The sequence below is a fragment of the Streptomyces tubbatahanensis genome, assembly GCF_022699385.1.
GTDB lineage: Bacteria > Actinomycetota > Actinomycetes > Streptomycetales > Streptomycetaceae > Streptomyces > Streptomyces diacarni.
Map to the genome: position 1 here is coordinate 182,668 of NZ_CP093846.1, position 23,083 is coordinate 205,750.

General features: G+C 70.5%; 18 protein-coding genes and 2 pseudogenes. 8 read left to right on the plus strand and 12 right to left on the minus strand.

What is annotated here, in order from left to right; all coding sequences use genetic code 11:
• Positions 1-48: 48 nt before the first annotated feature.
• A complete protein-coding gene (locus MMF93_RS00720) occupies positions 49-747 on the minus strand; it encodes a TetR/AcrR family transcriptional regulator (RefSeq protein ID WP_242748539.1) in 699 nt (232 codons plus the stop codon).
• Positions 748-1,008: 261 nt separating this feature from the next.
• Between MMF93_RS00720 and MMF93_RS00725 the strand changes: the two are divergent.
• A pseudogene (locus MMF93_RS00725) lies at positions 1,009-2,259 on the plus strand (glycoside hydrolase family 27 protein); the annotation flags it as partial.
• A gap of 99 nt (positions 2,260-2,358) precedes the next feature.
• Here MMF93_RS00725 and MMF93_RS00730 read toward each other — a convergent pair.
• Positions 2,359-2,979 (minus strand): maleylpyruvate isomerase family mycothiol-dependent enzyme, encoded by a 621-nt coding sequence (locus MMF93_RS00730; protein ID WP_423835570.1) that lies wholly within the window; start codon positions 2,977-2,979, stop codon positions 2,359-2,361.
• An 845-nt stretch (positions 2,980-3,824) separates the two neighbouring features.
• Here MMF93_RS00730 and MMF93_RS00735 point away from each other — a divergent pair.
• Entirely contained in the window at positions 3,825-4,835 is a 1,011-nt protein-coding gene (locus MMF93_RS00735) for a mechanosensitive ion channel family protein (RefSeq protein ID WP_242748542.1), read from the plus strand.
• Between the two features lie 39 nt (positions 4,836-4,874).
• Here MMF93_RS00735 and rph read toward each other — a convergent pair whose 3' ends face one another.
• Positions 4,875-7,610 (minus strand): rifamycin-inactivating phosphotransferase, encoded by a 2,736-nt coding sequence (rph, locus tag MMF93_RS00740; protein ID WP_242748543.1) that lies wholly within the window; start codon positions 7,608-7,610, stop codon positions 4,875-4,877.
• 249 nt (positions 7,611-7,859) lie between these two features.
• Here rph and MMF93_RS00745 point away from each other — a divergent pair, with 249 nt between their 5' ends.
• Positions 7,860-8,480: a LysE family translocator gene (locus MMF93_RS00745; RefSeq protein ID WP_242748544.1), complete on the plus strand. Its 621-nt coding sequence runs from the start codon at positions 7,860-7,862 to the stop codon at positions 8,478-8,480.
• A 53-nt stretch (positions 8,481-8,533) separates the two neighbouring features.
• Here the strand turns inward: MMF93_RS00745 and MMF93_RS00750 are convergent, their stop codons facing one another.
• The 3 genes from MMF93_RS00750 to MMF93_RS00760 form a co-directional block, all read right to left on the minus strand.
• Positions 8,534-10,102, minus strand: a complete 1,569-nt coding sequence (locus tag MMF93_RS00750; RefSeq protein ID WP_242748545.1) for a GntP family permease — start codon at positions 10,100-10,102, stop codon at positions 8,534-8,536.
• A gap of 102 nt (positions 10,103-10,204) precedes the next feature.
• On the minus strand, positions 10,205-11,554 hold the full coding sequence (locus tag MMF93_RS00755; protein ID WP_242748546.1) for an enolase C-terminal domain-like protein: 1,350 nt from the start codon (positions 11,552-11,554) through the stop codon (positions 10,205-10,207).
• Between the two features lie 51 nt (positions 11,555-11,605).
• Positions 11,606-13,219 carry an aldehyde dehydrogenase (NADP(+)) gene (locus MMF93_RS00760; RefSeq protein ID WP_242748547.1) on the minus strand — a complete coding sequence of 538 codons (1,614 nt, stop codon included), beginning with the start codon at positions 13,217-13,219 and terminating at the stop codon, positions 11,606-11,608.
• Positions 13,220-13,522: 303 nt separating this feature from the next.
• On the opposite strand from MMF93_RS00760, the gene MMF93_RS00765 reads away from it, so the two are divergent.
• Positions 13,523-14,398 (plus strand): LysR family transcriptional regulator, encoded by an 876-nt coding sequence (locus MMF93_RS00765; RefSeq protein WP_242748549.1) that lies wholly within the window; start codon positions 13,523-13,525, stop codon positions 14,396-14,398.
• Positions 14,399-14,520: 122 nt separating this feature from the next.
• Here the strand turns inward: MMF93_RS00765 and MMF93_RS00770 are convergent, their stop codons facing one another.
• The 3 genes from MMF93_RS00770 to MMF93_RS00780 all read right to left on the minus strand — a co-directional run bounded on the left by MMF93_RS00770 (position 14,521) and on the right by MMF93_RS00780 (position 17,186).
• Entirely contained in the window at positions 14,521-14,877 is a 357-nt protein-coding gene (locus MMF93_RS00770) for a DoxX family protein (protein WP_242748551.1), read from the minus strand.
• Between the two features lie 202 nt (positions 14,878-15,079).
• On the minus strand, positions 15,080-15,514 hold the full coding sequence (locus tag MMF93_RS00775; protein WP_242748553.1) for a VOC family protein: 435 nt from the start codon (positions 15,512-15,514) through the stop codon (positions 15,080-15,082).
• 28 nt (positions 15,515-15,542) lie between these two features.
• Complete coding sequence (locus MMF93_RS00780) at positions 15,543-17,186, minus strand: TlrC/CarA/OleB/SrmB family ABC-F type ribosomal protection protein (RefSeq protein ID WP_242748555.1); 1,644 nt, start codon at positions 17,184-17,186, stop codon at positions 15,543-15,545.
• A 455-nt stretch (positions 17,187-17,641) separates the two neighbouring features.
• Between MMF93_RS00780 and MMF93_RS00785 the strand changes: the two are divergent.
• Positions 17,642-18,292: pseudogene (locus MMF93_RS00785) on the plus strand (helix-turn-helix domain-containing protein).
• Positions 18,293-18,392: 100 nt separating this feature from the next.
• Here MMF93_RS00785 and MMF93_RS00790 read toward each other — a convergent pair.
• Entirely contained in the window at positions 18,393-18,647 is a 255-nt protein-coding gene (locus tag MMF93_RS00790) for a helix-turn-helix domain-containing protein (RefSeq protein ID WP_242757166.1), read from the minus strand.
• A 108-nt stretch (positions 18,648-18,755) separates the two neighbouring features.
• Between MMF93_RS00790 and MMF93_RS00795 the strand changes: the two genes are divergently transcribed.
• Positions 18,756-19,109 carry a putative quinol monooxygenase gene (locus tag MMF93_RS00795; RefSeq protein WP_242748557.1) on the plus strand — a complete coding sequence of 118 codons (354 nt, stop codon included), beginning with the start codon at positions 18,756-18,758 and terminating at the stop codon, positions 19,107-19,109.
• Positions 19,110-19,240: 131 nt separating this feature from the next.
• Positions 19,241-19,516 (plus strand): hypothetical protein, encoded by a 276-nt coding sequence (locus MMF93_RS00800; protein ID WP_242748559.1) that lies wholly within the window; start codon positions 19,241-19,243, stop codon positions 19,514-19,516.
• A 192-nt stretch (positions 19,517-19,708) separates the two neighbouring features.
• Here the strand turns inward: MMF93_RS00800 and MMF93_RS00805 are convergent, their stop codons facing one another.
• Entirely contained in the window at positions 19,709-20,470 is a 762-nt protein-coding gene (locus tag MMF93_RS00805) for a sulfite exporter TauE/SafE family protein (protein ID WP_242748561.1), read from the minus strand.
• An 83-nt stretch (positions 20,471-20,553) separates the two neighbouring features.
• On the opposite strand from MMF93_RS00805, the gene MMF93_RS00810 reads away from it, so the two are divergent.
• Positions 20,554-21,489: a LysR family transcriptional regulator gene (locus MMF93_RS00810; protein WP_242748563.1), complete on the plus strand. Its 936-nt coding sequence runs from the start codon at positions 20,554-20,556 to the stop codon at positions 21,487-21,489.
• A gap of 61 nt (positions 21,490-21,550) precedes the next feature.
• Here the strand turns inward: MMF93_RS00810 and MMF93_RS00815 are convergent, their stop codons facing one another.
• Entirely contained in the window at positions 21,551-22,894 is a 1,344-nt protein-coding gene (locus MMF93_RS00815) for an MFS transporter (protein WP_242748564.1), read from the minus strand.
• Positions 22,895-23,083: the final 189 nt, after the last annotated feature.

A 23,083-nucleotide genomic window follows, 5' to 3' on the forward strand; every position in this document is an offset into this window, starting at 1 on the left:
GACGGATCAGTGCAGACGAATCAGAACAGACGGCTCAGCGCAGACCGTTCAGCGCAGGCGGGTCAGACCGTCGAGGATGACGGCGATGCCGGTGAGGAACTGCTCGCGGTCGTCGTGCTCGGTCGCCTGGCCGACGATGGCGTGCATGAACGGGTACTCCTCGGGGTCGAGTTCCCGCCACGCCGTCGAGGTCGCCGCGAAGAACTCCCCGCGGTCCGCCTTGGGGTCGATACCTGAGGTGTCCCCTTCGATGCGAGCGTTCTGGCTGACCGCCCCGAGGATGTAGTGCACGAGCGTCGAGGCCGCGTCGAACCAGCGCTCTCGCGGGACGCCCAGCGCGTCCACCTGCCGGCCGATCCGCTCGAAGACACCGACCGTGACGGGGCCGACCGGGTTGCGGACGATCTGCAAGGTCAGCCGGGTGGCGAGCCAACGGTGGGCGGTGATCGCGTCGAACAGGGCCAGGGCGACGGCCCTGATCTCGTCGGACGGCGTGGCTGCGGCCGAGGGGCGCGCCGCGGTCAAGGCCGCCGTCACGACCGTCTCCGTCGCCGCGTCCAGCAGGTCGTCCCGCTTGCCCACGTGATATGCGATCGCCCCGGAGCCGGTCGTCAGGCGTTCACTGAGCGCCCGGACGGTCAACGCCCCCTCACCGCCCGCGTCCAGAAGCTCGACCGCGACGTGAAGAATCTGCTCCCGGGAGAGCACCTGATTACGCCGTTGAGGTCGGCGCGCCCGCATTGTCATGTCTCCAGACTGACACACTTGGTACGGCATGCCAACTTGGTGCAGCGTACCAATGCGTCGGAACGCCCCCCTGGGTGGGGCCTGATCGTCGGCTCGCGGTGAGACCTCGCGGCGCGACAGCCGTCAAACACACGGAAACAAACATTTGCCGAAGGGCTTCCAACAGACCCGAACACAGTTTTACCGTGTGGCGGTCACAGAGACTGTCCCGCGCCGCCCTGCGCGCCGGGACAGTCCATTCAGCGAGCAGTGAGGACGGATATGCGCCCCACCGTATCGACCCGTACCACTGGCAAGCAGCTGGTCAGCGCGCTCGGCGTCGTGATGCTGTGCGGAGCGGGCCTCGCCGCCCCGGCGTCCGCGGCGTCCCCCACCTTCGAGACCAGCGAGCGCGCACAGGCCGCGCGGCAGTCCTCGGGCGGCGACCTGACCAAGACCCCGCCCATGGGCTTCAACAACTGGAACGCGACGCACTGCGGTGCCGACTTCAACGAGGAGATGGTCAAGGAAACGGCCGACATCTTCGTCGAGAAGGGCCTCAAGGACGCGGGCTACGAGTACGTCAACCTCGACGACTGCTGGGCCGAGCCCGAACGTGACGCCGACGGCAAGCTGGTCCCCAATAAGGAGCGCTTCCCCCACGGCATCAAGGCCGTCGCCGACTACGTGCACTCCAAGGGCCTCAAGCTCGGCATCTACACCAGCGCCGGCACCTGGACGTGCAACACCGAACCGGGCATGCCGGGGGCGCTCGGCCACGAGGAGAGCGACGCGCGGCAGTTCGCCGACTGGGGCGTCGACTACCTCAAGTACGACAACTGCAACAACGAGGGCCTGCCGGCGCAGGAGCGCTACCAGACGATGCGGGACGCGCTGGACAAGACGGGCCGCGACATCGTCTACAACATCTGCGAGTGGGGCGAGAACAAGCCCTGGGAGTGGGCGCCGAAGCTGGCCGAGACGTGGCGCACCACGGGAGACATCTCCGATAACTGGGACAGCATGCTCGGCATCATGAAGGAGAACCTGAAGCTCGCGCAGTACGCGAGCCCGGGCAACTTCAACGACCCCGACATGCTCGAGGTCGGCAACGGCGGGATGACCGACACCGAGTACCGCACCCACTTCTCGATGTGGTCCATCATGGCGGCCCCGCTGCTCATTGGCTCCGACCTGCGCAAGGACGACGGTGCGGCGCTCGACATCCTCAGCAACAAGGAGGTCATCGCAGTCGACCAGGACGCGCTCGGCAAGCAGGGTGAGGTCGTCTCGCAGGAGGAAGGCCGCTGGGTCGTCAGCAAGGAGCTGGCCGACGGCAGCCGCGCCATCGCCCTGTTCAACGAGACCGACCAGAAGCAGACGATCACCACGACCGCCGACGCGGCCAAGGTGGCGCACGCCGACTCCTACACGGTCCGCGACCTGTGGCAGCACTCGGACAGCACGTCGGACGGCGACCTCTCCGCCCAGGTTCCGTCCCACGGCACGGTGATGCTCCGCGTCACCCCCGAAAAGTAGGCCGGGCCGTCAGCCGGCCGAGGCCGGCTGACGCTCCCCCTGGGCCCCTCGTCCACGGCCCGCCGCCTCGCGAGCGGCGGGCCGCAGCCGTCGTCACGCCGTCGCGCAGCGCTCGCGGAGGCGCTCGACACCGTCACCTTCCAGGTCGTCGAGGTACGCCGCGCGCCCCGTCATCGCCATCGTCAGAGCCAAGGTGGTGCCGGACACGAGCGCGCCGGAACCCGTCGCGAAGGGACTGTCGTTCGCGGTGAGCCGCAGGCCGCCGATACGCCCCTTGGCGACGACGACGAGATCCGTTTTCCGGTAGTACTCGGCCACCCGCACGACCGCCTTCTCCGGGTAGTCGCGACGTATGCCCAGCGGGCGCCGGATGTCTTCCGCGTGCACGAGCGTCTCGCCGAGCATGGCCGGCACGGGGAGGGGAGGCTTGGTCCTGCTGGATACGACACGCCGGAACCGCTCAAGGGTCTCGGCCGGGGTCGCACCGAGCTGCTCCGCCAGCCGCATGGCCACTTGCCTGTCGAAGTCGAACCGGCAGCGGACCACTCCCGCCAGCCAGCGCGCGGGGGTCAGACTGGCCCCCGCGGTGAGGTGCGCCAGCACCTCACGCACCGTCAACCCGGTGCACAGCGACGGTGTCAGCCACCGGTCGTCGGGCAACTCGGCGAGGTCGGCCGCCAACGCCGCTCGTTCAGCGTGCACCATGGCCCACATCTCGGCCCCCGCTCTGCCGCCTGCCGCCTGTTTCGCGTCGGCCATAGGGAATTTCTCCTGTCACGAGTCGTGCTCCGCGGCGCGCCTGATGTCCCAGCAGGTGGTTGTCCGGCGCGGTGTCCGAGGAGGAGACTTCCGCCCCGGGACAAAGTCATCGCCCGCGCCGCGGACCGCCTCGCCGTCGAGGACGTGCGCGCCCCCGCCCGACCAGACCGCTGCGCCGTCTGTAGGAGGGTCGGAGTTGAGGACGGCAGTGCGAGGAACTCCGGCACGACGGCCGGCCAGAGGGCACCTTCGCCGCTCCGCCGACCCTCGCCCCGCGACGCCCGGCCCTCTCAGGGCCCCGGCTCTTTTGTCGTGCCGGTGCCCTCCGGCACGGGCCCCGCCGCACCGGCGCCGCGTGTCGCCGGTCGCTCACCGTTTGGCGCGGGTTCCTCTCCGGGCCGGTCGGACACCTCTTCCGGGGAGGTTCGCGGCTGCCGCCCGCCATGCCGTCGGGTGTGCGGAGGGCCCGTTCGAGGTCATCGGCTCATGCGAACCCGAACGCGAACGCGAATCAACGCGGAGTCGGAGTCGGAGTCGCGTCCACGTCGCGCCGGGACCCGTCACCGGACCCGTGCCCGCCGCCCGTCCTCGCCTCGCTCCGCGCCCGTGCCCGCGCCGTGCCGGCGCTTCAACGATGCGCTGCCGCCCCGCGAGATCCGCACATCGTCGATGCACCTCAGACGCCGTATGCGCACCTCCTCTCCACGCTTTTTGACCCGTTTCGGGCCCGCCGATACGTTCGGTCCGCTGAGCACGGCAACCGGCTGAGCATCACAACCGAGCGGAAGTGAGTGGATCCCGTGTCCCCCACCGGTGCGACGGCGTCGCACGCCCACACCGTCAACCACCTGGCCCTGTCCGCGCCGGGATGGCTGCGCGACAACATCGACACGCTGGTGGGTGTGCCCCTGCGCATCCTGCTCGTGGTCGTGGGTGCCGCGATCGTCCGGGCCGTGGCCAAGAAGGCCATTTCCCGCGTCGTGCAGCGCATCCTGCAACCCCCGGAGGCCGAGAGCGAGCCTCGCCGGTCCGGGCGCGGGCCCGCCGTGCTCGCGCGTGACCGCTCCCGGGCGAACGAGCGGCGTGAGCAGCGCGCCCGCACGATCGGTTCGGTCCTCAGCAGCATCGTCACGATCGTCGTCGCGGTGATGGGCGTGGCGATGGTGCTGGACCAGATCGGCATCGCGCTCGGCCCGCTGCTGGCCAGCGCCGGGGTCGTGGGTCTGGCCATCGGCTTCGGCGCCCAGAGCCTGGTCGCCGACTACCTGTCCGGCATGCTCATCATGCTCGAGGACCAGTACGGCGTGGGCGACTCGGTGGACCTGGGCGAAGCCGTCGGAGAAGTGGAGCACGTCGGCCTCCGGCTCACTCAGGTCCGCGACCTCAACGGTGGCCTCTGGCACATCCGCAACGGCGAGATCCTCCGCGTGCGCAACGACAGCCAGGAATGGGCACGCGCCGTCCTCGACGTCTCGGTCGCCCACGAGTCGAACCTGGACACGGTCTTCGAGGTGTTGGAGCGCACCGGCCGCGAGTTGCGCGAGGAGCCGCGTTTCCGAGACGTCCTCCTCGAAGACCCCTCCGTGTGGGGCGTGCAGTCCCTCGACCCCGACGGCGTCGTCGTGCGGCTCGCCGTCAAGACGGCGCCGCTCCAGCAGTGGGGGGTCACCCGGGAGCTGCGGCGCCGGGTCAAGGAGGCACTCACCGGCGCCGGCATCGACATCCCGTTCCCGCAGCGGACGGTGTGGATGCGCTCCGAGGAGGGGCTTGCCGACGTGCCCGCGCAGAACACGGGCCCCGTGCGACGGTGACGTCGCACGGGCGCCCGCCCCGACGAACGTGCGGGCCGCTCAGTCGCCCTCTTCGGGCAGGACCTCGACGTACCCGCTCGTTCCGTGTACGCGGATCCGCCGGCCGTCCGGGATCAGCCGGGTGGCGTCCTCCACCCCGACGACGGCCGGCAAGCCGTACTCCCTGGCGACGACCGCGCCATGGGTCATCAGACCGCCCGCCTCCGTCACCAGGCCTTTGATCGTGACGAAGAGGGGCGACCAGCCGGGGTCCGTGCAGGCCGTGACCAGGATGTCGCCCGCGGCGAGGTCGGCCTGTGCCAGGTCAGTGACGACGCGGGCACGCCCCTCCACGGTCCCGGCCGAGACCGCCAGGCCGGCCAGGGCGTCGTCCGGCACGTCCGCGCGTCGGTACGATCCGGTGACGGCCTCGCCGTCCGAGGTGAGCACCCGGGGTGGCGTGAGCGTCTGGTGCGCCCTGAACGCCTCCTCGCGTCGGCGGATGAGCCGGCCGTCCACCTGCCCTGTGCGTACGGCGTCACGGAACTCGTGGAACCCGAGGAAGAAGACATCCTCCTTCTCGGCGAGCGCGCCGGCCCGCACGAGGCGCTCGGCTTCCTCCAGCAACGCTCGCTTGTAGTGGAGGTAGCGGCTGACCATGAAGTACTTCGGGTACTCCCGGTACCCGATGAAGGTACGCACCCGGTTGATCATGCGTTTGGTCTCCTCGGCCTTGGCTTCTCCGCCCGGCAGGGCCCGCAACCGCTCCAGCACCTCCGCTTCCTTCGTCCGCGCCGCACGCAGCCCTTCCTGGAAGCGCTGTTCGCCGGCGCCCGGCTCGACGTTGTCGACGTTGTTGAGGATCAGGGGCAGGAGCGTGGTGGGGCGTTCGCTCCACCGCGGCCTCGTGATGTCGATCTCGCCGGCGCAGCGCATGCCGTGCTTGCCGAGGAAGGCACGGATCGCGTCACCCGCCTCCCGGCCCCCCGCCGACGCGTTCACCCCCTCCAGCTCGTCCACGCCCTCGCGTTCGCTGAGCTCACCTCGCTCGTCCAGCTCATCGAGTTCGTGCAGCTCGTCGAGTTCGTGCAGCTTGTCGAGGAAGTCGTCGCTGTCGGCAGCCCGCAGGAATGCGACCACGTCCGGATGCGAGCGGATCACGTCCGCGACGTCCAGGAGCGCCAGCCCCATCTGGGAGGTGACGTTGTCGGGAACCGACTGCGTGAGCGCGTCGGCCACGCTCTTGTCCCCCAGCCACGCCTCCAGCCGCTCGTTGAGCCACCATGACGCGTTCAGCGCGCTCATGATCACCTGGAGGCTCCGCGGGTCGAACAGGATGCGCCGCAGCTCCTCGACGTCCGTCAGGATGAAGTCGAACAGCGCCGGTCCGGACACCGTGCCGATCTCGCGCTCCAGGGCCGCGTTGGACGCCTGGCCGCGCTCGATCAGCTCGGTGACGAGGTCCGCATCGGTGTCGGGCACGGTGGGCGCGGCGCCTGGCGGCGGCTCGGCCGGAGTGCTGTCAGGAAGGGAGGGGATGAGGTCGCCCCGGTCGAGGACGGTGCGCAACGCGTCCCCGATCAGCGGATCGGATCTTCCCAGGCTTTCCATGACCCGGTCGCGGCTCGCCGGCGAGGCCAGGCGCTCGGTGACGTCGACGAACAGCCTTCCGCCCGCCTCGGCCATCGGCACCGGGGTCGTCAACTGCCAGAAGGACAGCCCCAGGGGTTTCATCGGGTCGGTCATCATCTGCTGGTGCCCGACCGAGACGTAGACGTGGTGCTCCTCGTCGTCCGCCGCCGGGATGGGGAACAGCGTGGTGATCGGCCGGCTCTGGACGATCTGGATGTCACCGTCGCTCAGACACCATTCGATGTCCTGGGGACAGCCGAAGTGCGCCTCGATACGCCGGCCCAGCCGTGCGAGCCGCACCACCTGCGTGTCCGTCAGCGCCGGCTCTCCCCGCTGGTCGGGAGCGAGCGCCTGTTCCCGCGTCCCGCCTTCCGGCGAGGCGTGGACGGCGAGCTGTTTGACGGCGACCGACTTGTCGACGATCTCACCGTCCCGCACCGTGTACACATCCGCGTTCACCCGGCCGGAGACCAAGGCCTCGCCGAGCCCGAAACCGGCCTCCACGGAGGTGATCCGCCGGTTCGAGGTGACGGGGTCGGCGGTGAACAGGACCCCGGAAGCGTCCGGAGACACCATCTGCTGCACGACCACGGCCATGTGGACCGTACGGTGGTCGAAGCCGTTCCGCAGCCGGTAGGTCACGGCTCGCTCGGTGAAGAGCGAGGCCCAGCACCGGCTGACGTGCTCAAGGACCGCCGCGGGGCCCACGATGTTCAGGTACGTGTCCTGCTGACCCGCGAAGGAGGCCGTCGGCAGGTCCTCCGCCGTCGCACTGGATCTGACGGCGTACGCGGCTCCCTCACCCAGTCGGGCAAGAGGTGCTGTGATGGCCGCCGCCAGATCGTCGGGCACGGAAGTCTCCGCGACGCCGGCACGGATCTCCGCGCTGAGCGCGCGCACCGATTCCCGGTCGTCCGGGTGCAGGCGCGAGAGCTGAGCGATCCGCTCGTCGATCGACGGCACGTCCGCGAGGACGCGCCGGAACGCGCCCGACGTCACGCAGTAGCCGGCCGGTACGTGGATGCCCTCGATCCGCGACAGCTCCCCCAGATGCGCGCCTTTGCCTCCGACGACCGCGACATGCGTCCGGTCGGTCTCCTCGAATCCCAGCACATAGCAGTCGGACGGGTATGACTCCCCCACACTGCTGTCGGCATCAGCCATGCGTTACCTCCCCCATGCGCCGGCTCCGGCGCCTGAACGGCCTGACAAGTGCCAGGATTGTCCGCTCCTTGAGGGGTCTTGCGGCAAGTCCCCCTCCTTGCCATACTTTGGACATGGCAGACAGAGGACTCCGCCAGCAGCATGGGGAGTCCGTCCTGACGGTCGTGAGCTGGAGTTCCGCAGTGTTCGCGGTCAGCCCTCACACCTCCGCATGACTTCGTCCGCACCGCAGGATGTGACACTGAAGCCATGCTCGTACAGTTCCTCGCCGCGGTCGGCGTGCTCGCGCTGTTGACCCTTGTGCCCGGGCCGGACATGGCCGTCGTGACGAAACGGGCTGTTACCTCCGGATGGCAGGACGGGCTGCGGACGGTCGGGGGTATCACGTCGGGACTGCTCATCTGGGGTGTGCTCACCCTCGCGGGTCTCGCCGCCGTCCTTGCCGCCTCCGCCACCGCGTACACCGTGGTCAAGCTGGCGGGGGCCGCCTATCTGGTGTTTCTCGGCATCCAGGCGCTGCGCCACAGCCGCCGCGTGCGGGAGCAGCAGGTGGGCGCGCTCCCCGACGCACCTGTCGGCAGCCCCTGGCGCACCGGCCTGGTCAGCAACGTCTTCAACCCGAAGATCGCCGTCTTCTACACCGGCCTGCTGCCCACGCTGGCCCCGACCGGGCTCGCCCCTCACACGGGTATGGCACTGCTGGTCCTCATCCACGCGGCGCTGACCGCCGTGTGGCTCGGCGGCTACGTACTGCTGCTGGCCAAGGCGCGCGCCTTCTTCCAGAAACCCGCCGTGCGCCGGGCCATGGACCGCGTCACCGGCACCGTCCTGATCGGCTTCGGTCTGAAGGTCGCCACGACACAGCCCTGACCAACGGTCGAGAACCGGCGCGGCAGGCGCACGCGGGCACCCGCCGCGCTCGCTCAGGCCAGTGCCAGGGCGCCGCTGAGGGCGGCTGCGATGGCGAAGGCGGTCAGGCCCAGGAACGTCTCCATCAGCGTCCAGCTCTTCAGTGTCGTGCGGATGTCGATGTCCATGTACCGGTTGAAGAGCCAGAAGCCGGAGTCGTTGACGTGCGAGAGCACTGTGCCGCCGGATGCGACGGCCACGACGACCAGCGCGATCTCCGCCTGGGACAGGTCGAACTCACGGATGAGCGGTGCCACGATGGGTGCGGTCGTCACGATCGCGACCGTCTTCGAGCCGAGGGCGACTCGCAGCAACGCGGCGATGAGGAACGCGAGGACCACAGCGGGCAGGGCCGTCGAGCCCATCAGGTCCGCCAGCGCGTCTCCTGCCTGCGACTGCTCCAGTACGGCGCCGAAGACGCCGCCCGCGCCGGTCACGAGCAGCACCAGCGCCACAGGACCGAGCGATGCCGAGGCTGCCTTCTCGATGCCTGCCATGCTCAGGCCGCCTCGCACCCCGAGCATCCAGATCGACAGTAGCGTGGCGAGAGTGAGGGCGATGATCGGGGCGCCGACGAACTCCAGCCCCGTACGCAGCGCGCCCTTGTCGAGGACGAGTCCCGCGAAGGTGTGCAGCATGATCAACAGTACCGGCAGGACGATCACGCAGACGGTGACGCCCAACGAGGGCCGCGCGCGGTCGTAGGTCCGCTCCTCGGTCGCGTCCGTTGAGCTCGTCTCGTCCGCAGAGCTCGTCTCGTCCGCGGAGCTCGCCTCGTCCGCAGAGCTCCCGGCGTCCGTTGAACGCGCCTCGTCCGTGGAGCTCCTGGCGTCCGCGGTGCCCGAGGAGGCACCGGGCCCGGACGCGAGCGCGGGCACCGGCACGTTCAGCCGGTCGCCGATCTTGACGCCGAAGAGGTAGGAGCCGACGAACCAGGCCGGAAGGCCGCAGACGAGGCCCATGACGGTCACCCAGCCGAGGCTCGCGCCGAGCAGACCCGCGGCGGCGACCGGACCCGGGTGCGGCGGCAACACGGCGTGCATGATGGCCAGGCCGCCGGCTGCGGGCAGGGCCACACTGATCACCGAGCGGCCGGAGCGCTGCGCCACCGCGTAGATCAGCGGCATCAGCAGGATGAAGCCGACGTCGAAGAAGACCGGTACGCCCACCAGGAGCGCCGTGAGGCCCACCGCGAGCGGGGCCCGCTTCTCCCCGACCGCCGCCAGGAGCCTCCCGGAGAGCACCTCCACGGCGCCGGACTCCTGCATGACCCGTCCCAGCATCGCACCGAGGGCGACGATGACGGCGATCTCACCGAGGGAGTCCCCCATGCCCGCTTCGAGCACACCGGGCAGGTCGCTGAGGCGGATGCCGGCCGCGGCGGCGACGCCGATGCTCACCACGAGCAGCGCGAGGAACGCGTGCAGCTTCACCTTCACGACCAGGAGCAACAGCAGCGCGACCCCGCCCGCGACGAGCAGCAGGAGCGCCCACGGCGGCAGGCTCCAGGTGGTGGCCGGCGCGTCCGCGGCCAGTGTCTTCCAGGGCAGCCCGGATATCAGGCCCGTTCGTGCGGTAGGCATCATTGCCTCCTGTCAGGCATGGTGGCGCGGCAGGCCGCGAGCGCCTCGTGTGCCGGCCGACAACAGCGCGGGGGCCGGCGGCCGGCGGCCCCCGCGGGGACTTCAGGTCCTGTCGAGTGCCGGGCGCTTGGGGTCGAAGGACCATCCGGGGACGAGGCAGCGCATCGCCACCGCGTCGTCGCGGGATCCGAGCCCTTCGCGCTCGTACAGCTCGTGTGCGGCCGCCACCTGCTCCTCGTCGAGTTCGATGCCGAGTCCCGGCGACTCGGGGACGTGCAGCAGCCCGTCGTCGATGGTGAGCGGGTCGCGGGTGAGGCGCTGGCCGTCCTGCCAGATCCAGTGCGTGTCGATCGCCGTGATCGGGCCGGGGGCCGCGGCGGCGACGTGCGTGAACATCGCCAGTGACACGTCGAAGTGATTGTTCGAGTGCGAGCCCCAGGTCAGTCCCCAGGCCTGGCACAGCTGTGCCACCCGCACCGAACCGCTCATCGTCCAAAAGTGCGGGTCGGCCAGGGGGATGTCCACGGCGTCCGTGCGGAGCGCGTGGGTCAGCTGCCGCCAGTCTGTGGCGATCATGTTGGTGGCGGTGGGCAGCCCTGTGGCCCGCCGGAACTCCGCCATCACCTCGCGGCCCGAGTAGCCGTCCTCAGCTCCGCACGGGTCCTCCGCGTAGGCGAGGACGTCCCGCAGCTCGCGGCCGGTCCGTACCGCCTCATCCAGCCGCCACGCACCATTGGGGTCGAGGGTGACGCGTGCCTGGGGGAAGCGCCGTGCGAGCGCGGTGACGGCCGCGGCCTCCTCCTGGGCGGGCAGCACGCCGCCCTTGAGCTTGAAGTCGCGGAAGCCGTAGCGCGCGTGCGCGGCCTCCGCGAGCCTCACGACGGCCTCCGGGGTGAGCGCCTCCTCGTTGCGGAGCCGAAGCCACGCGTCGGCGTTCTCACCCTCGTGAGCGGGCGTGCGGTAGTCCAGTTCTGTGCGGGTGCGGTCGCCGACGTAGAAGAGGTAGCCGAGGACGGGCACCTGGGCGCGTTGCTGTCCGTCGCCGAGCAACTCGGCCACGGGCACGCCCAGGTGCTTGCCGTGCAGGTCCAGCAGCGCCGCTTCGACGCCGGTTGCTGCGTGTACGGCCACCCGCAGGTCGAAGGTCTGTGCGCCGCGCCCGGCACTGTCGCGGTCGGCGAAGCGCGCCAGCACCTGTGCGACGACTGAGCGCAGCCGGGCCACGGGACGGCCGACGACCAGGTCGGCGGCGGCCTGGAGCGTGCGGCGGATCGTCTCGCCGCCGGGGACCTCACCGAGGCCCCTCCTCCCGTCCGAGTCGGTGAGGACCACCAGGTTGCGGGTGAAGTAGGGGCCGTGCGCGCCGCTCAGATTCAGCAGCATGCTGTCCCGTCCCGCGACCGGGACGACGCGCATCGCGTCGACCCTCGGACCGTGCTGTGCGACTGACATGTTCCGCTCTCTCCTTCCGCCGCCTCCGTGCCGTCGGTGCCGTCGGTGCCGTCAGTGCCGGCCCAGCTCGCCGTCGACGCGGCGCCACAACCCCTCGGGGTTGCCGTCCACGAGGGGACGGGGCAGCAGCTGTCCGGGCAGGTTCTGGTAGGCGACAGGGCGCAGGTAGCGCTCGATGGCCAGTGAGCCGACCGAGGTGCTCCGGCCGTCGGACGTGGCGGGGAAGGGCCCTCCGTGCACCATGGCGTGGCCCACCTCGACGCCCGTCGGCCAGCCGTTGAACAGCACACGCCCGGCACCCCGTTCGAGGACGGGGAGGAGTGCGCGCGCGGCGTCCAGGTCGCTGTCGGCGGTGTGGACGGTGACGGTCAGCTGCCCTTCCAGACGGCGCAGCACGTCGGTGACCTGCTCCAGGTCGCGGCAGCGCACCACGAGTCCGGCGGCGCCGAACATCTCCCGCTGCAGTGCGGGGTCGGCGGTGAAGTCGTCGGCGCCGACGGCCATCAGTGCGGCCCGGCAGGGGCTCGCGCCCTCGGGCACCGCGCCGCGTGCGAGAGTGACGACGGCCGCGTGCCCGGCGACGGCTTCGGTCTCCGTGCGGTACGCCGCGGCGATGCCCGGCGTGAGCATCGTCGCTCCCTGGTCGCTTCGGACGGCCTCGACTGCCGCCGTCAGGAATGTCTCCAGCTCCGGGCCCTCAACTGCCACGAGCAGCCCCGGGTTGGTGCAGAACTGGCCCGCGCCCTGCGTCAGCGAACCGACGAAGCCCGCGGCGAGGTCGCTCGCCCGCTCGCGCAGCGCACCGGGCAGCAGCACGGCGGGGTTGACGCTGCTCATCTCCGCGTACACCGGCACCGGCACCGGACGCTCGGCGGCCGTCCGCATCAGCGCGAGTCCGGCGGTGCGGGAGCCGGTGAAGCCGACCGCACGGATACGCGGGTCGGCCACGAGCCGGGCGCCCAGGGTGGGGCCGTCACCGATCACGAGGGAGAAGACGCCCTCGGGCAGCCCGCACTCCTCGACGGCCGCGCGGAGGGCGCTCGCGGCCAGTTCGGACGTCCCCAGGTGTGCGTCGTGCGCCTTGACGACGACGGGGCAGCCGGCGGCCAGAGCGGAGGCGGTGTCGCCGCCGAGGACGGAGAACGCGAGCGGGAAGTTGCTCGCCCCGAACACGGCGACGGGGCCGAGGGGGATGCGCTGCTGGCGGATGTCGGGGCGCGGCTGCGGGGTGCGGTCGGGTAGTGCGAGGTCGATGCGGGCCCCCTGCCAGCTGCCCTCGCGCAGCACCGAGGCGAACAACCGCAGCTGCCCCGTCGTGCGTCCCACCTCGCCCGTCAGCCGGGCCACGGGCAGCCCGCTCTCCTGGTGCGCCCGTTCGACGACGGTGTCGGTCAGCGCGGCGAGCTTGTCGGCGACGCACTCCAGGAAGCGGGCGCGCGCCTCGGGTCCGGTGGCCCGGTAGGTGTCGAAGGCCTGTTCCGCGAGACGGCAGGCACGGTCCACATCCGCCGCGTCGCCGTAGTGGTAGACCGGATCGAGCGGCTCGCCGGTACCCGGGTTCACGGAGCGGACCTCCGCGCCGCCGCCGGTGACGCGTTCCGCTCCGAGGAACATCGCGCCCCGCAGCACGGCTTCGGGGATGGCGTTCGGTTCTGGTGCAGGCACCTGGGGTCCTTTCTCGCGGGCGTGGACTTGAGGGGCGGAGGTCAGGCGCGGGCGGCGGGCTGCTCCCGGTGTCAACAGACAGAGAATCCGAGAGGGCTGGGCACGCGAGGCAGCTCCCTGTGAGTGCGGGCCACCGTGCGGGAGCCCCGTCCGGCTCGCGGAGACGGAGTCGCGTGTCCGGCGCACAGCGGGCCGGGCACGGACTGTCGGCGGGTTGCGCCGACGGCGTCCTCCGACGCTAGGGTTCGTGACTGATCCACGTCCAACATAACTTTTGGATACATGAATACCCGGAGGGTATCGATGTTCACGCTCGCGCAGCTGTCCGGCTTCGTCGCGGTGGCGGAGGAGCTGCACTTCACGCGGGCCGCCGAGCGGCTCCGGATGACGCAGCCGCCGCTGAGCCGCCAGATCCAACTCCTGGAGAGCGAACTGCGGGTGGATCTCCTGGACCGCACCAAGCGCTCCGTCCGTCTGACCCCCGCGGGGCGTGCCTTCCTGGGCGAGGCCCGCCGCATCCTGCGCCAGGCACACGACGCGACCCTCACCGTGCGCAAGGTCTCGGCGGGCGAGGCCGGGGCGGTCGCCATCGGCTTCACCGCGGCCAGCGCCTATTCCAGCCTCGGCCGGCTCCTGGAGACGGCACGTGGAGCCATTCCGGACGCGGACATCGTGCTGCGCGAGATGGTCACCCGCGACCAGTTGGAGGCCCTCTCCGAGGGCGCCCTCGACCTGGGCATGGTCAGGCCGGCCGCCGTCGGCACCGACCTCGTCTCCCGCCCCGCGGCCCGCGAGGCACTGCTGGCCGCCCTGCCCGCGGGGCACCGGCTGGCTGAACGGGACGAGGACCCGCACATCACCGACTTCGACGGCCAGGAACTCCTGATGTACGCGCCTGTCGAGGCGCGTTACTTCCACGAGCTGCTGATCAGCGTGTTCCGCGCGGCGGGCGTCACGCCCGAGTTCACCCAGTACCTCACTCAGGTGCACAGCATTCTGGCGATGGTCAACGCGGGCTGGGGCATCGCGCTCGTACCCGAGGCGGCCGCGCAGATGCGGTTCCCCGGGGTCGTCTTCCGCTCCGTCGAACTGGCCGCGCCCGCCCCGGTCGAGCTGAACCTCGTGTGGCGGCGCAGCAACGACAACCCGGCACTGCACGCCCTCCTGCGGCACCTGTGACAGCGTCGCGGCGCCGGCCAGTGGCGTGCACGCCTCAGTGACCGGCACAGCTCAGTGACCGGCACGTCTCGAGGGTTCGCATGCCTTCGGTGACCGGCACAAGGCTCGTTGCGTCCCGCCGGTCACCAAAAGCCGTGGTGGCCCAGGCCCAGAGCCAGGGCAGCCACCGCCGTGGCGAGGAAGACGATCCCTCCTGCGATATCGCGTGAGCCCACCCTGAGGTGGGCGATGACGGCGCCGATGAAGTACAGCACGAGGCCGCTGGCGGCGAGATTCCCCAGCAGCGGTACCGCCGGCCCCGCCAGCAGGCCCACGGTGCCCGCTGCCAGCAGCACTCCCAGCACCGGCACCCACTTCCTGGGCACGCCCTTCATGTCAGCCTGGCTGAGGGGGTACTCGTGGCCGGTCAAGTAGGTGACGGCGGCGGCACCGTTGAAGACCGCACCGATGAGGGTGACCGTGACGTAGGCGACGAACACGACTTCTCCGTTCCCGTGACGGATGACGTTCTCGAGCACTCCGGGTGAAGTGCCGTCGCCATGAAGGACCGGCCGGCGCCTCGATCCGTGACATCGCCTGGCCACCGGCCGCGTCGGCGGCGCACCAGTGGCCTCGAACGCCTCGTTCCTCCCCCTCTTCCCGCACCAGGTGACTCGTCGGAAAGGTCACCCATGCGGTCGCTCAGTCGAGGCAGAACTCGTTGCCCTCGACATCCCGCATCACGAGAGTCGACTCGTTGACGCCATCGGCGAGCAGCAGACGCTCGCGTGCCGCACCGAGGGCGACGAGTCGCGCGCATTCGGCCTCCAGCGCGGCCACCCGCTCCTCCCCCACGAGTCCGGTGCCGACCCGCACGTCGAGGTGCAGTCGGTTCTTGACGGACTTGCCTTCGGGCACACGCTGGAAGAACAGGCGTGGGCCCACGCCCGAGGGATCAACACACGCGAACGCCGCCCCCTGTTCCTCAGTCGGCAGCGAGCGATCGAACTCCTCCCAGGTGGCGAACCCGTCCGGTGGCGGCGGTACGACGTACCCCAACACCTCGCACCAGAAGCGGGCGACGCGCTCAGGTTCCGCGCAGTCGAACGTGACTTGGAACTGCTTGATCGACGTCATCGGTACACCATAGAGGCGGGACCCGCCGTCATCCCCACGCCTCCGCAGGCATCAGTTCCAGGTGCCCGCCTCGTGACCGCTTACGCAGCGCGCGATCGTGCGTGACCAGCACGATCGCCCCGGAGAACCCCGTCAGCGCCTCCTCCAGTTCCTCAACCAGCCCCGGTGACAGGTGGTTCGTCGGCTCGTCGAGCAGGAGGAGGTCGGCCGGCTCCGCGACCAGTCGCGCCAGCTCCACACGGCGGCGCTGCCCGTACGACAGCTCGCCCATGCGCAAGCGCAGCTGAGCCGGGCGGAAGAGGCCGAGCGCGAGCAGGGAATCGGCGTGCTCGTCGGCGGAGCCCACCCTGCCCAACCCGAACGCCTCGGCCACTGACAGGCCCGGCGGCCACGGCGTCTCGTCCTGGCGCAGGTGGCCCACCCGGCCCGGCACCCGTACCGAGCCCTGGTCCGGCCGCAGCTCACCGGCGAGCAGCTTCAGCAGCGTCGTCTTGCCCGCACCGTTGGGTCCTGTGACGAGAAGCCGTCCGCGGCGGCCGAGCGTGAGGGAGCCGAGGCGCAGGCGGTCACCCACGCGTACGTCCGACAGCTGGATTGCGGGGAGCTGTGCGGAACCGCCCCCGGGATCCTCCGCGACGTCCGCCGACGTTCCCATGCGCGGCGTGAAGGACAGCGGGTCCGGTGGCGGTGCCACGGGGTTCGCGGTCAGCCGCTCGGCCCGCTCGCGGGCGTTGCGTATGCGGGCCATCGCGCCGTGCGCCCGGCCGCGCGCTCGGAAACCGCCGTGGCCGAAGTTGGCCAGAGGCGCCTTGCGCGGAATGGCGTCGAGGCGGGCAGCCTGGCCGACGGCCAGCCGCTCGTTGCGGGCCAGTTCGGACCTCCATTCCTCGTATTCCTGGAGCCGGCGGCGGCGCTCCGCCGACTTCGCCGTGCGGTAGCCGGCGTAACCGTCGCCGTAGCGGGTGACCTTCCCCGCCTCGGCCTCCAGGACCGTGGCGCTCAGGCGCTCCAGGAAGACGCGGTCGTGGGTGACCGCGAGCACCGTGCCGCTGTGCGCCCGCAGTTGCGTCTCCAGCCACTCCACGGCCTGATCGTCCAGGTCGTTCGTCGGCTCGTCCAGGAGCAGGAGCTCCGGGCGGCCGGCGAGGACACCGGCCAGGGCAAGCCGGGAGCGCTCGCCTCCGGAGAGGGTGCCGAGCAGGCGCTCACGGCGAAGAGCCGGCAGGCCGAGGTGGTGCAGCGCGATGTCCACCCGGTGGTCCGCGTCGTAGCCGCCGCGGGCCTCGTAGCGCCCCAGAAGCACGGCGTACGCGGCGAGTGCCGCCGGGTCCGCACCGTCACCGAGCGCCTGCTCGGCCCGGCGCAGCTCCGCCTCGAGGGCACGCAGGTCCGCGAGGGCCAGGTTGACGGCGTCCTGGACGGTGGCGGTCGGGGGGAGGGGGATGGTCTGCGGCAGGTAACCGACGCCACCGCCGGCTGTCACGGTCATCTCGCCGCTGTCCGGGCGCTCCTGACCTGCGATGAGCCTCAGGAGAGTGGACTTTCCCGCGCCGTTGTCACCGATCAGCCCGGCTTTCTCACCCGGTTTCAGGGTGAAGGAGACCTGGTCGAGGACGGTGCGGCCGGGGTAGCGCTTGGTGACGTGGCAGAGGGTCAGTTGTGAGGTGTGCAAGGTCGGGTCCCTCCTGGCCGCGCGGGGCGAGCGCGGGCAGGATCAGGGTGGATGGTGGCGATGGCGAGGCGCGGCGACGGCGGAGCGGTGCTCTACGCGGTCGGCGCCGGTGATCTCAGAGGGAACCCATGCGGAGGACAGTACGGCAGGCGGAGCGGAACCGCAAGACGATACGTCTCGCCTTGCACGGGCTCCGCCGTCCGCCGACCAGGGCCGCCACGCGAGCAGCGCCGGTGCTGCCGTGTCGGAGGCGATGTCCGGCTGCTCGCGCGCTTGGAGAGGGCAGTGCACGCCCGGTGCACGCCGAGGCGGTTCACCGCCTCGGAGGACACCCGGGCTCGGGCACGCGTCCGGACGGAACCTTCCGGACGCGCTGAGAGAGCGTCTGGTCATCGTTGACACGCGTGTGAGCGGCGGGGTGTCGTACAGCGGCTTGCCGCTGCGGTGTCGTGCACATGCGCGACGGTGAAGACCGGCTCACTCAGAGCCCAACCAAGATCGGACATCTCACCAGTTCGGTGCCCTACCGGCGGGCGTTGATGCTGCTCGCTTCGTCCGGCGGCGGGAACCGGGTGCCGGTGATTGCCCAGCTTGTGCAGGCCGACGAGGACACCGCCCGAGAGGTGATCCACCGATTCGACGAGTCGGGCCTGGCCTGCCTGGCCCCCCGTCAGCGAGCGGGAGGCCGTCCTCACCTGCTCGGCCCTGATGATGAGGACTTCGTCGTCCAGACGGCCACCACCCGCCCCGCCAGGCTGGGTCAGCCCTTTACTCGCTGATCGCTGCGCAAGCTCGTCGCTTACCTGTGGACAGGCCACGGCGGGGTCATCCGCATGGCTGCGAGGCGTTACACGGCCTGCTCGCCCCCGCTGGCAGCGAAGAACAAGGCCGGACCGTCGCGGCAGTTCACCATCGCCAACTGCAACCACCCCGACCACCCCGCACAGATCCGAGCCCCGCACGCCTACCTCCGCTGGCGCAACGCCGACGCCCGCCACCCTGACGTCCTGGTCGCCCAGCGCAAGGAACGCGCCCGCGTCCACCGCGAGAAGGGCATCCGCTGGGGCGGACGCCCTCTCGAAACCGCAGCGCGGTCACTGTGTTAGACACCGCCCAGCGGTGCCCGCGCCGGCACGGCCGACCGTGCCGCAGACTCGGGCCGCCCGCCATGAACGCGGGGGGGGCGGCCCGGGATCGACCGCCCGGTCATGAACCGGTTTTACCTTCGCTCGATGGGCTGAGTTCGGCCACGAGGAGCTGCAGCAGGCCAGGACAGTGCTTCTCAATGTCCGTCCTGAGCAGCCTCAATGTGCTTCCGTTGCCGTGGTCGCGCTGCACTACCAGACCCGCCTCCCGCAGAACTCGGAAGTGGTGAGTGCGTGTGGCCTTCTTCACCGGTAGGTCGAACGACCCGCAGGCGCGCTCCTGATCTTCGGGATCGGTCGCGAGTTCGGCGATCATCCTCCGCCGGGAGTCGTCCGCGAGCGCGGCGAACACTTTGCCAAGGTCCACGATCCTCCTTCAGGTATGTCTTGCATCGTACCTCAATGCGCGGCTAACCTCTCAGGTATGGGCATCATCATACCTGAGGGAAGCGGTCCCATCGGCATCTACGGATTCGCCCGCCCCCGCCAGGAACGCGCCGAGGAACTGGCACGTCTGCTGCTTTCGTTCGTCGAGCCGACCCGTGCCGAGCCGGGATCCTGGCAATACCAGGTGCACCGCGATACCTCCGACCCCACCACGCTGGTCTTCTACGAGCTGTGGCGCTCCCGGGCCGATCTGCGCAATCACCTTGCCCAGCCCGACCTTGCCCAGTTCCAGAAGACTCGCATGGACTACCTACGCGAGGACCTGGAGATCCACTGGTTGACTCCTCTCACTGCGAACGCTTCGCCCCCGTCCCCGCAGCAGCTCGCGTAGCGCGGTCTCTTTCTGGATACGCAGGCCGCCCATGCGGTGACCGTGGATGCGCGCCGAGGCGAGGGCCCAGGCGTAAACCCTCACCGCCCCCAAGCCGGTGAACCTTCCGGTCACAGCACTAGCGTTGAGCCGTGACGTGGAGTGAGGCGGAGTACATCGACTGTCTGCGGTCCGAGCGGCGTGGCTACGCATGGGTGATGCAGCATCATGGTGGGTTGACGTCGCAGGAAGCACAGGAAGCCGCCCTGGAGCGGTACCCGTACGAGCCGGAGGACGCCCCGTATCGCGGGCTCATTTTCCACGACGAGGCGTGGCACTGGGCGATGGTGGCGATCCACGGCGATCGATACGTGGTGGAACACCCCGAACTGACCGCCCCCTCACCTGACTACCAAGCCCTCGCGTGAATGACTACCAAGCCCTCGCGTGAACGTCGAACGCCTGCCTCCGACGCAGCGGCACCGGCGTGTGTGGGGTCGGCCGGTTCGCCCCATGCGCAGGACGGTCGCCGGCCTCGCTCCCGCCGCGCTTTCGCTCATGTCTCAGTTGAGCCCCCTCCTTCCGGGCGGAGCCGCTGATCACCGCGGCTCCTGCGGTGATCAGCCGCGCAGGAAGTACAGGATGGTCGTGGTCACGGCGGTCGCCAGTACGACGCCGCGCAGCAGCCGGGCGGGCAGGCGGCGGGCCAGGTGGGCCCCTGCAAAGCCTCCGGCCACGGCGCCGACCAGCATGGCGGTGAGGAGGAGAGGGGCGCTGAGGGCGTCCGAGGTGAACAGGAACAGCACGCTGGCGCTGAGAAAGACCGCCGCGAGTTGGGCGACCCGCATCGGGTTGCCGACCGCGGTGTCGAGTCCGAGGCCGACGCTCCACGAGGCCAGCATCAGGATGCCTACGGCACCGCCGAAGTATCCGCCGTACACGGCGAGCACGAACTGTCCGATCAGGACGGTTCGGGGGCTCATGCCGACTGAGTGCCCCAGGATCCTGTTCAACGCGCGGGAGAGGGGGCGGCCGCACGCGAGGATGAGCGTGGCGAAGGCGAGCAGCCACGGCGCCGCGGCCTCGAACGACGAAGCGGGCAGCACCAGCAGCAGGCAGGCACCGGCCCCGCCGCCGAGCACGCTGGTCGTCGTCAATGCCGCGGTGGAGGTGGCCCCGACCGGGACGAGTGCGCTCCGGTACACCCAGGCACTGGCCGCTGCACCGGGTACCAGAGCGATGCGGGAGACCGCGTTCGCGGTTACAGGTGGCAGGCCGAAGGCGACGAGTGCGGGCAGTGCCACGAAGGTTCCTCCGCCTCCGATGGCGTTCAGGGCCCCGGCGGCGACGCCGGCCAGCAGGACGGGAAACAGCTCGATCACGCGACGAGCATCAGCTACGGACGACTGGTTCCGCAATGCGGAATCGACGTACCCAGGCTAAGGCACGGCCTTAGCCTGGGCGCATGCGCTACGACCTGGATGATCTGCGGCTCTTTCTCCACATCGTCGCGGAGGGGTCCATCACGGCGGGCGCACATCGCATGCACCTGAGCCTGCCCTCGGCCAGTGCCAGAGTGCGGTCCCTGGAACACCACGCCGGCGTGGCACTCCTGATCCGTGGCCGACGCGGCGTGCGGCCCACCCCGGCGGGGACGACTCTGGCCCGCTACGCACGCGAGGTACTCGCCCAGACCGCCCGGCTGGAGAGCGCCGTCGCGAGCTACACCCGGTCACCGACCGCCCCGCTGACCCTCCTCGGTGGCGGCTCCGCGATGCACCGGCTCGTGCCGCGCGCCTTGATCTCCTTTCTGCGAGCCCACCCGGACATCGACGTCACGGTGTCCGAGAGCCGCACCCCGCAGACCGTGCGGATGCTCACCGACGGCGAGGCGGACCTGGGTGTCGTCCTCGATGACGAGGCCGGCGACTGCGGGCTGCGCATGGAGCCGCTCGGCGACGACTCCCTCGTCGTGATCGGCCAGGCCGGGGGAATCCTCGCCGGCCGGAGCGCGCTGACCTACGCCGAAGTCGCCGAACACCCCCTCGTCGGGCTCGACGCCCGCTCGTCGCTGCGTCGCTGGATCGAAAGACACGTGGGCCCGCACGCCACGGTGGTGCGCCACCGCACCACCGTGGCCGACCTGAGCGTTCTCGTCTCCCTCGCCGCCGCAGGCGCCGGGCTCGCCGTCGTACCGCGCCGCGTCCTCGATCCTCGCCAGCGCCTCGACGTGTGCGAACTGCGGGACTCCTGGGCTCGCCGCCGCCATCTGCTCGCCTGGGGCAGCAAGGACAACGCCACCTCGGCGGCGACCACGGCACTCGCCGACCACCTGCGCCACGCGGCCCGGTCGGAGCCGCCCCTGCGCCGAGCGCACGCAGACCCCGACGACGGGAGGTGACCCTTCCCCGGAGACGACCGAACGCCGAAGCAACCTCTCGGGCGGCCGGTAGCCCGTGTCCTCACCGCTCCAGCGGGCGGTGGGCGGTCTCGGGCAGTCGGAGGTAGACGGCGGAGGAGATCAGGCACAGCACGGCCACATACACGGGGAAGAGACCGGCGTGCCCCATGTCCTTGAACAGCGTGCCGATGTAGGGCGCGGTGCCGCCGAAGAGGGCGACGGTGAGGGAGTAGGGGAAGCCGATGCCCGCGGCACGCACCCGTGCCGGGAAGATCTCGGCGTTCACGGCCGCGGAGATGGCCGTGAAACCGCTCAGCAGGATCATGCCCGCGCACTGCACGAGAAGCAGCGTGACGAAGGAGTCGTCGAGCGCGCGCAGCAGCGGCACGCTCAGCACGGCGAAGCCGATCCCGAACATCAACAGCAGCGGTTTGCGCCCGAAGCGGTCGGACACCAGGCCCGTGAGCGGCTGGAGCAGGGCGAAGAACGTCAGCGAAAGGGTGCCCGCCAGCAGCGCGTCCGCCTTGTCCACCCCGGCGTTGAGCTCGGCGTACGTCGGCAGGTACGAGGTCCACGTGTAGTACGCGAGCGTGCCACCCGCCGTGATTCCGCCAATCAGCAGGGACTGACGCGGATGGCGGCGCAGGGCTTCGAAGAGGCCGGGCCGGGGCGCCTTCGCCTGCTCCTCGCTGCGGGTCTCGCGCGCGCCTCGCCTGACCCAGAAGCCCACAAGGCTGAGAAGCGCGCCCAGCACGAACGGAACCCGCCAGCCCCAACTGTCCATGGTGGCGGAGGTGAGGTTCGCGACGAGCAACGCCGCGACGCCGGAGGCGACGAGCTGCCCGATGGTCGTCGACACGTACTGGAAACTGGAGAAGAGTCCGCGTCGGCCGGGCCCGGCCGACTCCACCAGGAACGTGGTCGACGCGGCGAACTCCCCGCCCACCGAGAGCCCTTGCAACAGCCGGGCCACGACGAGGATGACGGGCGCGAGGACGCCGGCGGCGGCGTACGTCGGGGTCAGCCCCACCAGCAGGCTGCTGCCGCCCATCAGCAGAATGGTCACCGTCAGCGCGGCACGGCGCCCGCTCCGGTCGGCGACCGCACCCATCAACAGCCCGCCGACGGGCCGCATGAAGAATCCCACCGCGAAGACCGCGAACGTCGACAGCAGCGGCACCAGCGAATTCGCCGCGCTCTTGGGGAAGATCTGCGAGGCGATGTATGTGGCAAGGAAGGTATAGGTGTACCAGTCATACCACTCCACCGCATTGCCGACGGAGGCGGCGAACAGCTGCCGCACGGGACGCGCCGGAGGGGTCACCGCGTCCGCATGAGCGCCCTCGCCGGTAGCGGCGTCCCGTCCGCCCTCGGGCGCAGGCCGCCCTTGCCTCGAAGCTGTCATGAACTCACATCTCCCCGTCTTCGCGGCACGGCAATGACGCCGCACCGATCTTCCCCGGAGGGGCGTAGTGCTTGCGTTGCGCACCGGGTAACCCGAGGCCGCCGCTTCCCCATTCCTGACACCGTCGCCGTCCCGCAATGCGGACACTCGGTCCTCACCGACCGCTTCGCGCACCGCTGCGGACGCCTC